The following is a 13,656-nucleotide window of genomic DNA, read 5'->3' as shown; positions in this document are numbered from 1 at the left end:
CCCGATCAATGACGATGGCCGCAGCCCGCCGCCGCGCCCTCGCCGGCCGGTGCGCAGCCCGGGGCGCGGTCACCAGCGGCATCGGCATCGGCGCTCAGTTCGGCCTCGGTGGCGCAGTGCATGCCCAGGCGCTGGATCAGCTGGCGATCCTTCTCGGCCTGCGGGTTGCTCGTGGTCAGCAGCTTGTCGCCGTAGAACATGCTGTTCGCGCCGGCCAGGAAGCACAGCGACTGCATGGTCTCGGGCATCTCCTCGCGGCCGGCGGACAGGCGCACCATCGCGCGCGGCATCGTGATGCGGGCCACCGCGATGGTGCGGATGAACTCGAAGGGGTCCAGCGCCTGCGTGCCGGCCAGCGGCGTGCCCTCGACCTGCACCAGGTTGTTGATGGGCACCGACTCCGGATACGGATCCAGGTTGGCCAGCTGCGCGATCAGGCCGGCGCGCTGGCGGCGCGTCTCGCCCATGCCGACGATGCCGCCCGAGCACACCTTCAGGCCCACGCCGCGCACGCGCTCCAGCGTGTCCAGACGGTCCTGGTAGGTGCGCGTGGTGATGATCTGGCCGTAGAACTCGGGCGAGGTGTCCAGGTTGTGGTTGTAGTAGTCCAGGCCCGCCTCGCGCAGCTGCTCGGCCTGGCCGTCGCCCAGCATGCCGGCCGTCAGGCAGGTCTCCAGGCCCAGCGCCTTGACCTCGGTGATCATCTCGCCAATCGCCTCCAGGTGGCGCTCCTTGGGCGAGCGCCAGGCCGCGCCCATGCAGAAGCGGGTCGCGCCGTTGGCCTTGGCGGCGCGGGCGGCTTCCATCACTTCCTCGAGCGGGATCAGCTTCTCGGCCTTCAGGCCGGTGTCGAAGTGCGCGGATTGCGGGCAGTACTTGCAGTCCTCCTCGCAGCCGCCGGTCTTGATCGACAGCAGCGTGGACAGCTGCACCGCGTTCGGATCGAAGTGCTCGCGGTGGACCTGCTGCGCGCGGAACAGCAGGTCGTTGAACGGCAGCTCGAACAGCGCGGCGATCTCGTTGACGGTCCAGGGCTTGGCGTTGCGACGCAGTTCGTCGGTGGTCGGGGTCAGCGTCTGGATCTGGTTGACGGTCTGCTTCATCGTCATGCTTTCAAGGCGTTCAGCAGCAGCGCTTGCTGCAGGTGCGCGGCCACGGCCGCGGGAGAGGGATCGGGAAGGCGGGGCACATGGCCCCAGCACGGCGCGCCCAGGGCCTGGTCGAGGCCGGCGCGCAAGGCGGCCAGATTGTCCGCCACATGGGCTTGATGGGGGTCGGCGGTGTTGGCGACCCAGCCGGCCAGGCGCAGTCCGCGCGCGAGGATGGCTTCGGCCGTCAGCAGCGCATGGTTGATGCAGCCCAGCCGCAGGCCGACGACCAGCACCACCGGCATCGCCAGGTCGACGGCCAGGTCGGCCGTGTCCCAGCCGTCGGTGAGCGGCACGCGGAAACCGCCGACGCCTTCGATCAACGCGAAGTCGCCCTTGGCCGCCGAGCGCCGGATCGCCGTCAGCAGCGCCAGGCGGTCGATCGCGCGGCCCTCGAGCCGCGCGGCGATGTGCGGCGCGCAGGGCTCGCGGAATTGCAGCGGGCCGACCTCGTCCATCGTCATGCCCTGCCGCTGCGCGGCGTGCAGCAAGGCGACGTCCTCGTTGACCCAGGCGCCGTCGGCGTCCTGCGCCTGGCCGGCCGCCAGCGACTTGATCGGCGTGACGTAGCGGCCCAGGTCGTCAAAGGCGCGCGTCAGGCCGGCGGTGATGCAGGTCTTGCCGATCTCGGTGTCGGTGCCGGTGATGAAGAAGCCATGCAGCGGATGCGGCGTCGTGGCCGGGTTCGGTGCCGGGGCATTCGTGGACGGGGTCATGCGCAGGCCTCCAGTGCGGCGAGCAGCCGGTCGACGTCAGCCTCGCTGTGGGTCGCGCACAGCGTGATGCGCAGCCGCGCCTCGCCCTTGGGCACGGTCGGCGGCCGGATGCCCGGCACGCGCAGGCCCTCGCGCTCCAGCGCGGCGGCCAGCGCCATCACCTCGGCATTGCCGCCGACGATCAGCGGCTGGATCGGCGTCTGCGAGTCGGCCAGCGTCCAGGTGAGCGTCGGATGGCGATCGAGCAGCGCGCCGATGCCGGCACGCAACCGGGCCTGCAGGGCGCGCAGCGCGGCGCGGCGCTGCGTGCCGACCTCGCCGCGGATCAGGTCGAGGCTGGTGAGCAGCGCGTGCTCCACCGCCGGCGGCGAGGCCGTCGAGAAGATGTAGTTGCGGGCGGCCTGCAGCAGGTAGTCGGTGACCGTCCGGTGTGCGACGACGAAGGCGCCCGCCAGCCCCGCCGCCTTGCCCAGCGTGCCCACCAGGATCAGCCGCTCGCTGCGCAGCCGGAAGTGTTCCAGCGTGCCGACGCCGGTCTCGCCGAGCACGCCCAGCCCATGGGCGTCGTCGACGATCAGCCAGGCGTCGAAGTCCTCGGCGGCCTGCAGCAGCGCGGGCAGCGGCGCGATGTCGCCGTCCATGCTGAAGACCGCATCGGTGACGATCAGCTTGATGCGCGCGCTGCTCGCCCCCAGTTGCGCGCGCAGGTCCTCGACATCGCAATGCGCGTAGCGCGACACCTTGGCCTTGGCCAGCCGCGTGCCATCGATCAGCGAGGCATGGTTCAGCGCCTCGCTGAAGATCTCCGCGTCGGCATCGCCCAGCGCGGTCACGACCGCGAGGTTGGCCATGTAGCCGGTGCAGAAGCCGATCGCCTTGGCCTCGGGGACGTGCGGCTCGAACCAGCGGCCCAGCAGCGCCTCGACCTCGTGGTGCGCCCGCGAATGCCCGCTGACCAGCGGTGACGCGCCGGAGCCACCGCCATACACCTGCGCGCCTTCCGCCAGCGCCGCGGTCACCGCTGGATGCGCCGCGAGGCCCAGATAGTCGTTGCTGCAGAACATCGTCAGCTCGCGCGCGACGCCGTCGGCGCCTCGCACCGTCTGGTGCGGCGCGGTGCCGGTCTCGGCGATGCGGGTGAAGCGCGTCAGGTCCTGGGCGCGGATCGCGTCCAGCTTGGCTTGCAGGTGATCAAGCAGCATGGACCACCTCCTCCAGCGTCGCGGCCACGGCCGCCGCGAGGAACTTCGCGGCCGCTTCATCGATGAGATAGGGCGGCATCAGATAGACGGTCTGCCCGATCGGCCGGATCAGCAACTCGTGCCGGCGCGCGGCGAGGTGGAATTTCTCAGCGAAGCGCTCGACCGGCACGGTCGTCGCCGGATTGATGTCGAAGGCCAGGATCATCCCGCGCTGACGCAGGTGCGTGATGCGCGGATCGGCCGCCAGCGGCGCGAAGGCCTCGGCCAGCCAGGCGGCCTGCTGCTGGTTGCGTTCGAGCTGCCCCGCGTCGAAGCGGTCCAGCACCGCGTTGGCCGCGGCGCAGGCCAGCGGGTTGCCGGTGTAGCTGTGCGAGTGCAGGAAGCCGCGCGTCACGTCCTGCGACCAGAAGGCCTGGTAGACCTCGTCGGTCGTCAGCACCAGCGACAGTGCCATCGTGCCGCCGGTGATGCCCTTGGACAGCAGCAGGAAGTCGGGCCAGTCGGCCTTCGTGGCCGGCACCGTCTGTTCCCAGGCGAAGAAGGTGCCAGTGCGGCCGCAGCCGACCGCGATCTCGTCCGCGATCAGGTGCACCTCGAACTCGGTGCACAGCGCGCGCAGCGCCTTCAGGTAGCTGGGCCCATACATCGACATGCCCGCGGCGCCCTGCACCAGCGGCTCGACGATGACGGCGGCGATGTGCTCATGCCGCTCGGCGAGCAGCGCGCGCATCTCATTGAGCGCCTGCGCCTCGTTGCCCAGGCGCTGGTCGGGCGAGGCCACGATGTGGCTGCGCATCAGCAGCGGGTCGTAGGCATCGCGGAAGATCGCCACGTCGGTGACCGCGAGCGCGCCAATGGTCTCGCCGTGATAGCCGTTGCGCAGGCAGACGAACTCGCGCTTGTCCGCGCGGCCGCGGTTGCGCCAGCTGTGGAAGCTCTGCTTGAGCGCGATCTCGACCGCCGAGGCGCCATCGCTGCCGAAGAACAGATGGCCCAGCGCGCCGCCGGTGCGTGCGGATAGCCGCTCGGCCAGGCGCACCGCCGGCTCATGCGTGCAGCCGGCCAGCATCACGTGCGGCAGCGTGTCGAGCTGCCGCTTGATCGCGTCGTTCAGGCCCGGGTCGGCGTGGCCGAACAGGTTGACCCACCACGAGCTGTTGGCGTCGAAATAGCGGCGCCCCTGGTGGTCGATCAACCAGGGGCCCTCGCCGCGGGCGATCGGCAGGGGCGGCACGTCCTGCGCGCGCGCCATCTGCGTGCACGGGTGCCAGACCGCCGCGAGGCTGCGGCGCTGCCAGTCTTGTCGTACTGCTTCAGACATTCGGAACTCAGCTCTTGGGAAACAGCGGCGCGACGCTCGAGCGGGGCGATCGCGACGCGTCCGTCAGGCCAGCCATGACGGCTTGCCCTTGGACAGGAAGCTCTGCACGCCCTCGCGCCCTTCGGCGCTGGCGCGGATGTCGGCGATGCGGCGCGCGGTGTCGTCGCGCAGCGTCTCGGTGATGGGCGCGTGGGCCACGTCCTGCACCAGGCGCTTGCAGGCGCGCACCGCGGCCGGGCCGTTGGCCAGCAGCGACGCGACCAGCGCGTCGACCTTCGCATCGAGCGCCTCGGCGTCGGCGGCCAGTTCATGCACCAGGCCCAGGCGATGGGCCTCGGCGGCGGAGAAGCGCTCGGCCGTCACGAAGTAGCGGCGCGAGGCCTGCTCGCCCAGCGCGCGCACCACGTAGGGACCGATGGTGGCGGGCAGCAGGCCGAGCTTGGCTTCGGACAGGCAGAAGCCGGCGGCCTCGCTGGCGACGACGATGTCGCAGACCGACACCAGGCCCACGCCACCGGCGTAGACGTCGCCCTGCACGCGCGCGATGACCGGCACAGGGCAGCGGTAGAGCGTCCACAGCATGTGGGCGAGGCGGCCGGCGTCGGCGTGGTTCTCGTCCCAGCTGTAGCCGGCCATCGCCTTCATCCAGTTCAGGTCGGCGCCAGCGCAGAAGGCCTTGCCCTCGGCGGCGAGCACGATCGCCCGCAGCGACGGATCGGCGCCCAGGGCCTCGAACACCGCGGTCAGCTCACCGATGACGGTGTCGTTGAAGGCGTTGCGCACGTCCGGGCGGTTCAGCGTGACGCGCGCCACGGCGCCTTGCGGGCCGGAGCGCTCGACGCGCAGCGTGGTCGGGTTCAGGTCGGTCGAGGTCATGGCGATGATCGATGCGGAGGGACGATGGCGATGGCGATGGCGGTGACGCACGGGCCGGGGCTCACGGGGCGCTCCAGACGATGGTCCGGTTGATGGCGTAGAGGCGGCAGCGCTCCTCGCCATCGGTGAACTGGTCGCACAGCGCGAGCGCGCGCGATGCGGCGTCGTCGCCGACGGCCAGGCCCCAGTGGCTGCCGTTGGTGGCGAAGGCGCGCGGCTCCCTGGCCGCCAGGAACTTGCGATAACCGTTGACGATGCGGCCGTCGGCCGGCAACGCGGCCGTGTCCTCCACCGCGCTGCTGCCGACGCCGGCCACCCGCAGCGCGCCAGGGATGGGGAAGCCGAGCGGCTTGAGGAATTCGTCGACGACCGGTTGCCAGACGTCGTTGCCCTTGGCGAAGAGCTGGTGACCGTCCTCGCCGAAGGCGGGCATGAGCCGCGTCTGCGCCAGCCCACCGGCGTCGCGGTAGGCCGCGGACCAGCGCTCCTGGTAGCGAGGTGCGATGAAGCGGTCGTTCTCGGTGAAGACCCACAGCGTCGGCACCGGGTGGCCGCCTTGCGCGGCGCGCCGGCCGAAGTCGGCGAAGCGGCGGGCGAGCTCGTCGGGCCGGCAGGGCTCGCCGGTGTGGGTGTCGGGATTGCCGCCATGGCCCCCGGCGAAGTCGATCGCCGCGACGACACCGGGCAGCCGTTCGCCGGTCGCGGCCATCGTGGCGAAGCCGCCCAGCGATTGGCCGGCCAGCACGACGCGGCTGGCGTCGATGTCGGCGGCCGATTGCATGTGGCGCACCACCGCGGCCACCTGCGCAGCCGCGGCGGCGGCGGCGGCCTCATAGCGCGGCGCGTCGCAGCGGACGCTGGATTCGGGATCGCCGGCGCCCGCCAGCTCGCCGTAGCCGATGCGCGTGGGCACGGCCACGGCGAATCCCTTGCGCACGAAGAAGCGCGCGGCGCCTTCCAGGCGCTGGCGCTTCATCGCCGCCCGGTCCTGCTCGGAGACCGGCCGGCCGTGATTCAGCACCACCAGCGGGAACGGCCCGGGACCGGCCGGGCGGAAGGTTGTCACGATCAGCTCGGCGTCGATGCGGCGGCCCAGGTGGTTCTCGACCGAGACCGGCACGCGGATCACCGCTTCGCGGATGTCGTTGGCCAGTCGGGGCGGCGAGCCGGTCGCGGAGGCCGCGAGCGGCAGGTCGCCGGTGGTCGCGTCCTGCGCGCGCGCGGCGGACGGCACGCCGAGAACGAGTCCGCCTCCGAGCAAGGCCGCCAAGCCCAGCACGGCGAAACGCGACGTGCCCCATCCCGTGCCGGTGCCGGCGCCATCAATGATCGTGCGGTGCTTGACGCTCATGGGTGGGCCTCCGTCGACGCCGCCGTGGGGCCGAGCGCCTTGCGCATCAGCACGCTGCGATAGGTCTTGCCGGCCCACTGCACGTCGCCGATCCGCGCGTAACCGCGGCGCTCGTAGCGGCGGCGCAGGGCCTCGGCAGGAACGGCCGTATCGAGCGCGACATGCGCATAACCCTGCGCATGCGCCCAGTCCTCGGCGAGATCCATCAGCCGCTCGGCCACGCCCTGGCCGCGGCAGGACGGATGCACCGCCAGCTGCGCCAGGATCGCCGTGTCGGGCTGCGTGTAGCAGTCCGGCACGGGGTCGCCGAGATAGCGCCCGTCGGGCCGCTTCGGCGGCGCGATGGTCACCGTGCCCACGAGCTCGCCCGAAGCGCTCAGCGCCACGAAGGCCTGGCCGGCCTCGACCCGCTCGCGGGTGGTCTGCACGCTCTGGTTCACCGCCGTGAAGTTCCAGCCCTGCGCCGCCAGCGACGCATAGGAGGCGTGCAGCAGCGCGGTCAGCGCCTCGATCGAATCGGTGGCGGCAAGCGGTCGCAGGGTGATGGCGGTCATCGTCGGAGCGTGGGCAGCGGTCGGAGCCCGGACCTTACATCCGGAACACGCCGAACTTCGTCTCGGGGATCTCGGCGTTCAGCGCAGCCGACAGGCCCAGCGCCAGCACGCGGCGGGTGTCGGCGGGATCGATGACGCCGTCGTCCCACAGGCGGGCGCTGGCGTAGTACGGATGCCCCTGGTCCTCGTACTGCTGACGGATCGGGGCCTTGAAGGCCTCCTCCTCGTCGGCGGACCACTGGCCGCCCTTGGCCTCGATGCCGTCGCGCTTGACAGTCGCCAGCACCGACGCGGCCTGCTCGCCGCCCATCACCGAGATGCGGGCGTTGGGCCACATCCAGAGAAAGCGCGGCGAATAGGCGCGGCCGCACATGCCGTAGTTCCCGGCGCCGAAGCTGCCGCCGATGATCACGGTGAACTTGGGCACCTGCGCGCAGGCCACCGCCGTCACCATCTTGGCGCCGGCGCGGGCGATGCCCTCGTTCTCGTACTTGCGGCCGACCATGAAGCCGGTGATGTTCTGCAGGAACACCAGCGGGATCTTGCGCTGGCAGCACAGCTCGATGAAGTGGGCGCCCTTGTTGGCGCTCTCCGCGAAGAGGATGCCGTTGTTGGCCACAATGCCCACCGGCATGCCCTCGATGTGGGCGAAGCCGCAGACCAGCGTGTTGCCGTAGCGGGCCTTGAATTCATCGAACTCGCTGCCATCGACGATGCGGGCGATGACCTCGCGCACGTCGAAGGGCTTGCGCGTGTCGGTCGGGATCACGCCGTGCAGCTCGGTCGGGTCGTAGGCGGGCGGCTTCGGCGGCTGGGTCAGCAGCTCGCCCCGCTTGCGCCAGTTGAGGCGGGCCACCGACTGGCGCGCGATCGCCAGCGCGTGGGTGTCGTTCTCGGCCAGGTGATCGGCCACGCCGGACAGGCGCGTGTGGACGTCGCCGCCGCCCAGGTCCTCGGCGCTGACGACCTCGCCGGTGGCGGCCTTCACCAGCGGCGGGCCGCCCAGGAAGATCGTGCCCTGGTTCTTGACGATGACGGTCTCGTCGCTCATCGCCGGCACGTAGGCGCCGCCGGCGGTGCAGGAGCCCATCACCACGGCGATCTGCGGGATGCCCTTGGCCGAGAGATTGGCCTGGTTGAAGAAGATGCGGCCGAAGTGGTCGCGGTCCGGGAAGACCTCGTCCTGGTTGGGCAGGTTGGCGCCGCCGCTGTCGACCAGGTAGATGCACGGGAGGCGGTTCTGGTCCGCGATCTCCTGCGCGCGCAGGTGCTTCTTGACGGTGATCGGGTAGTAGGTGCCGCCCTTGACCGTCGCGTCGTTGCAGACGATCACGCACTCGACGCCCGAGATGCGGCCGATGCCGGCGATCACGCCGCCGCCCGGCGCGGCGTTGTCATACATGTCCAGGCCCGCGAGCGGGGCCAGTTCCAGGAAGGGCGTGCCCGGATCCAGCAGCATCTCGACGCGGTCGCGCGGCAGCAGCTTGCCGCGCCCGACGTGCTTGGCCCGCGCGGCCTCGCCGCCGCCTTCGGCGATCTTCGCCAGCCGGGCGTTGAGGTCGTCGATCAGGCCGCGCATCGCGTCCGCGTTGGCCTTGAAGTCGGCCGAGCGGGCGTTGAGCTTGGTGGACAGCTGGGGCATGGTGAGGGGTCTCCGGGCATCTGCGCTCAACGGCCCGCATGGCCGCTGAAACGCTCATATGAGCCGCGCTCAATTCTGTGGAGCGAGCGCTGGTGGGGCGCCGCCGCCCGGGATCGCCGGGCCGGCGCAAGGCGCGAAGCATACGCGAGAAACTCAAGGCGCCGCCAGATGTCCGGCCGCGGAAACCGCCCACTTGAGCCGGGCTCAATAAATCGGGAGAATCCGCCCCTCATGAGCGCCTCCGCCCCCCTCCGCCCCGATGCCGACGCCATTCCGGCGTCGGCCGCCGCGCTACCGGCCCGGCGCCGCTCGCCGGTGGGCGCCAAGGCCGAGCAACGGGTGCGCGACATCCTGCGCGAGAGCCGGATGGTGTTCGCCGAACGCGGCTACGAGCGCGCGACGACGACGGAGATCGCGCAGCGGCTGGGGATCTCCGAGGCGACGGTCTTCACCTACTTCCGCGGCAAGCGCGAGTTGTGCATGCGGGTGATCGGCGACTGGTACGACGAGATCATCGACGCGATCGAGTCGGGGCTGCCGCGGGGCCGGCCGATCCGGGACCAGCTGGAATTCGTCGTGCACACGCACCTGCGGCTGTTCCTGATCCAGGGCACGGGGCTGTGCGAGCTGGTGCTGTCGGAAGGCCGCAAGCGCGAGGCGCCGGTGACGCGCGGCGAGGGCCAGGACTTCGGCGCGGCCTTCGTGGACCTGCAGCGGCGCTACACGGCGCCGCTGATGGACCTGCTGGCGCGCGGCCAGGCGCAGGGCGAGGTGCGGCAGGACATTCCGCTGCGGCTGCTGCGCTCGCTGGTCTTCGGGCCGATGGAGCACATGCTGTGGGAGGTGATCATCGCGGGCCGGCAGATCCAGGTGGACGCCGCGGCGCGCGACCTGGTCTCGCTGCTGTGGCCGGCGCTGCAGGCGCCGGACCAGGAACTCAAGGCGCTGCGGCGCATGAAGGCGCGCGTGGCGCAGGCGCTCGCCGAGGCGGGGGACGAGGGTGAGGGCTGAGGCTCGACGGCCAGTCAGCGAACCGGCGCAAGACTCGAGAGGGTCAGACGCGCAGCAGTTCGAGTCATGGCGCGAGCAACACGATTCGGCCACGATGGCTGCTCCGACTTTCGAGTCGATTCCTGGAGTGAAACATCGTGAATGACCAGCCCCGCCTCGCCGTAGATGCGCTTGCCGCCGCTCATCCTGCGCCCGCCCAGCACCCACCGACCTCGCCAGGTGGGCTCCGCCCCGGCCTCGACGAGGACCAGTTCGATCAGGAGGCGTGGGACGAGTGGTACCGGGAGCGCATTCGCCGCTCCCTCGAGGACCCTCGCCCCCCGATCTCTCATGCGGAACTGGTGGCGGCGACTTCGCAGTTCCTTTCCGAGTTGGAGGTGCGCCATGTCAGCAAGGCAGCTTGATTGGCGCATCCAGGCCGTGGAGAGCTTGCGCGTGATCCTGGAGCACATTGGCGAGCACAACCTCGACGCGGCCAAGGAGCTGTTCGGCGAGATCTGCAAGCGTCTCAAGCTCGTGACGGATTTCCCCAACCTGTACCGCGCCTCGGAGCGGGTCGAGGGCCTGCGCGAGATCGTGGTGACCGCGAACTATGTCGTGCCTTATCGCATCACGCCGGACGCCGTGCAGGTCGTGGACATCGTCCACGCGCGAAGGAACTGGCCGGACCCTTCAGCATCCGCGCTGGCGAGTTGAGCCTCTACCCACGACGAGGGCGACCGCAAGCGGTCGCCCTTTTTCATACGGTGCGCGCGCAGCCCCTCCGGCACGCGGCTCTCGCACGCCTTCTCGGTGCCCGAGACCAAGTCCGCGCGCCCGCCTGCAGGCAAGTGCGGACGAAGAAAAGGGACCCGAAGGTCCCTTTCCGCTTGGCGTTCGAGCCGGCCGAAGCCGGCATCGATCACTTGAAGGTGTAGTTCGCCGTGAACGTCCAGTAGCGGCCGTAGCCGTTGTGCAGGCCAGGGTTCCAACCCAGGATCGTGTTGGCGTTGGTGTTGGTGCCGGGGTAGTACGGCGCCTTCTCGTCGGTCACGTTCTGGATGTTCAGCGACAGCGACAGATCCTTGAAGCCGGTGTAGGTGTAGCCGACGTCGAAGGTCATCCACTTGCCGGTCGAGCAGCTCGGATAGCGGTTGATGTACAGGTCGCGACCGTTGGTCGGAGTCGCCTGCACACCCAGCACCGTGCGGCCGGTCACGCCGTCCGGGTTCGGACCGCCCCAGTGACAGGTGTTGCCCGAGTAGTACTCCGGCACCGCACCGTCCATACGGCGGATGAACGACACGCCGCTCACCCAGTTCATGGCGCCCATCAGCGAGTGCCTGCCGTCGATGTCCAGCGTCGAGGTGGCGCGGAACTTCAGACGCGGCACGTCGCCGGCGGAGGTCGCCCAGTCGGCCAGGCCGCCGTTCGTGCCCACCAGGTTGTTGCGCGCGTCGCCGACGTGCTCTTCGCGGCTGTAGCGGGTCATGTAGGTGCCGCGCAGCTGGTTGGTCCAGCGCAGGCCTTCCTTCGGGATCATGTTGGTCTTGACCTCGAAGTCGATGCCCGACACCTCGGTGCTGCCCTGGTTGACCCACGGCGTCTGCACGAACAGCAGCGGACCGGAGTTCGCCACGCCCGGCAGTTGCAGCGCCGGGTTGGTATCACGCAGGATCAGGCCGGGATAGCGCTCCGGATGGTCCACCACGCTCTGCACATCGAGCAGGGCCACTTCGCCCTTCTTCACGATGTTGAAGTAGTCGACCACGATGTCCACGTTCTTGTTGGGCGAGAAGATCACGCCGAACGAGTGGCTCTTGGACTTCTCGGGCTTCAGCTCGGGGTTCGACGTGCCCACGCCGGCCACGCTCTTCGCGCAGTCGGCGATCGCGGCGCCGGGCTTGGGCGTCGATCCATCTTCCTCGCAGCGCACCGGGTCGATGACCCCGTTGACGAAGTACTGCGCGCCGCCCGGAGCGATCTGCGACACGGCCGGGGCACGGAAGCCCTCGGAATAGGTACCGCGGAAGGACAGTTGCGGGATGACCGTCCACTTCGCACCGACCTTCGGCACGAAGTTGGTCTTGATGCCGGGGTACTTGTCGGCGCGGCCGGCGAAGTCCATTTCGAAGGTCTTCAGCCACGGCGTGCGGAACTCGACGAAGGCCGACTTCACCGTGCGGGCGCCGTCGATCTGCGTATTGGCCAGGCCCAGGATCTTGCCGGTCGCGTTCAGCGTGTCAGGCGTGATTGCCAGCGTCTCCCGGCGAATCTCGACACCGGCCGCGGCGCCGATGGCACCACCGGGCAGCGAGCCGAACTCGGTGGCGACCTTCGCATCCCATTGCCAGATCGACGCATCGGCGTTGTTGGTCAGCGGGCGCGACAGGTTGGGATCGGCGGCGATCTGCGCCAGCGTGCGACCGTTGGGGCCGAGCATGGTGCGCAGCACGTCCAGGTTCAGGAAGCCGAAGCTGGTTTCCTCGCGCTTGGCCTTGTTCCACAGGACGGCGCTTTCCCAGTCGAAGGCGCCGGTCGTGCCCTTGACGCCGCCCAGGGCGCGGTACTGCTGGTTGGTCAGCTCGCTACCGCCGCGGATGTTCTCGAAGCGCATCTGCACCGCGGCGCGCGCGTTCGAGAACGGGTTGTCCGGATGCCCGATCTCGAGGACCGGCTGGAAGGACGGCGCCACGTTGCCGAGCAGGAAGTTGCTCGACGGGCTCAGGCCGCTGATCGTGCGCGGCGCGCCGAGGTAGTCCCGCTCGGTGCGCGCGTAGCCCGCTTCCGCGAACGCGGTGATGTCGTTGTTGACGCGGAAGCTCGCGCGCGAGATGAGGCTGCCGTCCGTGCCCTTGTTCTGCGCCTCGTTGTAGTTGTCCAGGTTGAAGTTGCAGAAGGTGCGGCCCAGCAGCGGCGCCTGGGTGATGCCATAGACGGCGCCGCCGGTGATCTGCTGCGACGGATCGCAGTTGGTGCGGATCACGACGTTGGCCGGGTTCCCCTGCGGGAAGTTCAGCTGGCCGGGGGTGCCTTCACGGGTGAGGAAGGGCGAGGCCGACGAGAACGAGCCGTACGGGTTCAGGCGCAGGTTGATGGCGCGGTAGTCGTCGGCGTGGATGTCCTTGACGTCGCGGGTCATCGTGCGACCGCGATGGGTGATGTCCGCGCTGATCAGCAGGTTGAAGCCGTCCTTGGCGAAGTCGCCGAAGCCGAACGCGCCATTGACCGTCTGGCGGCTGAATTCGCCGTCGTCGTTGGCACCCACCGTGGCGCCCATCTGGATGCCCTGGTAATCGTTCTTCGTGATGAAGTTGATGACGCCGCCAACCGCGTCGGAGCCGTACACCGCCGAGGCGCCGTCCTTGAAGATCTCGACGCGCTCCAGCGCGGACACCGGGATCGAGTTCAAGTCGTACAGCGTCGACGTGCCGTTGTTCGGGTTCGCATAGGCGGCCGGCGTGAGGCGGCGGCCGTTCAGCAGCACCAGGGTCGAGGTCGAGCCCAGCCCCCGCAGCGAGGCGGTGGCCACACCGCGCGAGAAGCTGTTCTGCCCCGGCGTGTCGCTGAAGCCGTCGGTGCCCATCGCGGGAACCATCTTCATCAGCTCCAGCGCGGTCTTCGCGCCGCTGGCGCGAATCTCGGCCTGGGTGATGCGATCGATCGGCGAGGTGCCTTCGGCCGCGGTACGGCGGATGTTGGAGCCCGTGACTTCGACGCGCTCGAGTTGTTGCGATTCCTGCGCCGCGGCGATGCCGCAGGCCAGCGTGCTGGCAATCGCGATGCTGGTCAGTGCCAGCGCCCTGTGGGTCAGTTGACGAGACATTACGGTCCTCTTTTAAAAGGGGGTCGCACC

12 protein-coding genes are annotated in these 13,656 nt (G+C 69.9%); 3 read left to right on the top strand and 9 right to left on the bottom strand.

Translation table 11 applies throughout. The annotated features are described in order from the left end of the window. Window positions 1-5 precede the first annotated feature (5 nt). From bioB to BM393_RS00500, 8 genes are all read right to left on the bottom strand, one after another. Window positions 6-1,109: a biotin synthase BioB gene (gene bioB / locus BM393_RS00535; RefSeq protein WP_091720027.1), complete on the bottom strand. Its 1,104-nt coding sequence runs from the start codon at window positions 1,107-1,109 to the stop codon at window positions 6-8. Then, window positions 1,106-1,864 (bottom strand): dethiobiotin synthase, encoded by a 759-nt coding sequence (gene bioD / locus BM393_RS00530; RefSeq protein WP_091720024.1) that lies wholly within the window; start codon window positions 1,862-1,864, stop codon window positions 1,106-1,108. Before bioD ends, bioB begins: the two co-directional genes overlap by 4 nt. Next, complete coding sequence (bioF, locus tag BM393_RS00525; protein ID WP_091720022.1) at window positions 1,861-3,066, bottom strand: 8-amino-7-oxononanoate synthase; 1,206 nt, start codon at window positions 3,064-3,066, stop codon at window positions 1,861-1,863. The genes bioD and bioF overlap by 4 nt, the downstream gene beginning before the upstream one ends. After that, window positions 3,056-4,387 (bottom strand): adenosylmethionine--8-amino-7-oxononanoate transaminase, encoded by a 1,332-nt coding sequence (gene bioA, locus BM393_RS00520; protein ID WP_091720021.1) that lies wholly within the window; start codon window positions 4,385-4,387, stop codon window positions 3,056-3,058. The genes bioF and bioA overlap by 11 nt, the downstream gene beginning before the upstream one ends. A 63-nt stretch (window positions 4,388-4,450) precedes the next feature. Continuing rightward, window positions 4,451-5,263: an enoyl-CoA hydratase/isomerase family protein gene (locus BM393_RS00515; protein ID WP_091720020.1), complete on the bottom strand. Its 813-nt coding sequence runs from the start codon at window positions 5,261-5,263 to the stop codon at window positions 4,451-4,453. Between the two features lie 61 nt (window positions 5,264-5,324). Then, window positions 5,325-6,614: a S9 family peptidase gene (locus BM393_RS00510; RefSeq protein ID WP_091720019.1), complete on the bottom strand. Its 1,290-nt coding sequence runs from the start codon at window positions 6,612-6,614 to the stop codon at window positions 5,325-5,327. Continuing rightward, window positions 6,611-7,168 carry a GNAT family N-acetyltransferase gene (locus tag BM393_RS00505; RefSeq protein WP_091720018.1) on the bottom strand — a complete coding sequence of 186 codons (558 nt, stop codon included), beginning with the start codon at window positions 7,166-7,168 and terminating at the stop codon, window positions 6,611-6,613. Before BM393_RS00505 ends, BM393_RS00510 begins: the two co-directional genes overlap by 4 nt. Before the next feature lie 34 nt (window positions 7,169-7,202). After that, window positions 7,203-8,810, bottom strand: a complete 1,608-nt coding sequence (locus BM393_RS00500) for a carboxyl transferase domain-containing protein (protein ID WP_091720017.1) — start codon at window positions 8,808-8,810, stop codon at window positions 7,203-7,205. 231 nt (window positions 8,811-9,041) lie between these two features. Here BM393_RS00500 and BM393_RS00495 point away from each other — a divergent pair, with 231 nt between their 5' ends. The 3 genes from BM393_RS00495 to BM393_RS00490 all read left to right on the top strand — a co-directional run bounded on the left by BM393_RS00495 (window position 9,042) and on the right by BM393_RS00490 (window position 10,517). Continuing rightward, entirely contained in the window at window positions 9,042-9,821 is a 780-nt protein-coding gene (locus BM393_RS00495; protein ID WP_091720015.1) for a TetR/AcrR family transcriptional regulator, read from the top strand. A 137-nt stretch (window positions 9,822-9,958) separates the two neighbouring features. Next, window positions 9,959-10,225: a hypothetical protein gene (locus BM393_RS26400; protein WP_404932361.1), complete on the top strand. Its 267-nt coding sequence runs from the start codon at window positions 9,959-9,961 to the stop codon at window positions 10,223-10,225. Beyond that, a complete protein-coding gene (locus BM393_RS00490; RefSeq protein WP_091720014.1) occupies window positions 10,206-10,517 on the top strand; it encodes a type II toxin-antitoxin system RelE/ParE family toxin in 312 nt (103 codons plus the stop codon). Before BM393_RS26400 ends, BM393_RS00490 begins: the two co-directional genes overlap by 20 nt. 205 nt (window positions 10,518-10,722) lie before the next feature. On the opposite strand, the gene BM393_RS00485 is transcribed toward BM393_RS00490, so the two are convergent. After that, the gene (locus BM393_RS00485; protein ID WP_091720013.1) at window positions 10,723-13,626 is read right to left on the bottom strand and encodes a TonB-dependent siderophore receptor; all 2,904 of its coding nucleotides are present in this window, start codon (window positions 13,624-13,626) and stop codon (window positions 10,723-10,725) included. Window positions 13,627-13,656 lie beyond the last annotated feature (30 nt).

The sequence above is a fragment of the Mitsuaria sp. PDC51 genome (assembly GCF_900113225.1).
Taxonomy (GTDB): domain Bacteria; phylum Pseudomonadota; class Gammaproteobacteria; order Burkholderiales; family Burkholderiaceae_C; genus Roseateles.
This window is presented reverse-complemented; position numbering and strand designations above follow the sequence as displayed.

Coding starts and splice junctions, on each gene's coding strand:
- bioB (WP_091720027.1), bottom strand. CDS start 1,109: ATGACGATGAAGCAGACCGTCAACCAGATCCAGACGCTGACCCCGACC.
- bioD (WP_091720024.1), bottom strand. CDS start 1,864: ATGACCCCGTCCACGAATGCCCCGGCACCGAACCCGGCCACGACGCCG.
- bioF (WP_091720022.1), bottom strand. CDS start 3,066: ATGCTGCTTGATCACCTGCAAGCCAAGCTGGACGCGATCCGCGCCCAG.
- bioA (WP_091720021.1), bottom strand. CDS start 4,387: ATGTCTGAAGCAGTACGACAAGACTGGCAGCGCCGCAGCCTCGCGGCG.
- BM393_RS00515 (WP_091720020.1), bottom strand. CDS start 5,263: ATGACCTCGACCGACCTGAACCCGACCACGCTGCGCGTCGAGCGCTCC.
- BM393_RS00510 (WP_091720019.1), bottom strand. CDS start 6,614: ATGAGCGTCAAGCACCGCACGATCATTGATGGCGCCGGCACCGGCACG.
- BM393_RS00505 (WP_091720018.1), bottom strand. CDS start 7,168: ATGACCGCCATCACCCTGCGACCGCTTGCCGCCACCGATTCGATCGAG.
- BM393_RS00500 (WP_091720017.1), bottom strand. CDS start 8,810: ATGCCCCAGCTGTCCACCAAGCTCAACGCCCGCTCGGCCGACTTCAAG.
- BM393_RS00495 (WP_091720015.1), top strand. CDS start 9,042: ATGAGCGCCTCCGCCCCCCTCCGCCCCGATGCCGACGCCATTCCGGCG.
- BM393_RS00490 (WP_091720014.1), top strand. CDS start 10,206: ATGTCAGCAAGGCAGCTTGATTGGCGCATCCAGGCCGTGGAGAGCTTG.
- BM393_RS00485 (WP_091720013.1), bottom strand. CDS start 13,626: ATGTCTCGTCAACTGACCCACAGGGCGCTGGCACTGACCAGCATCGCG.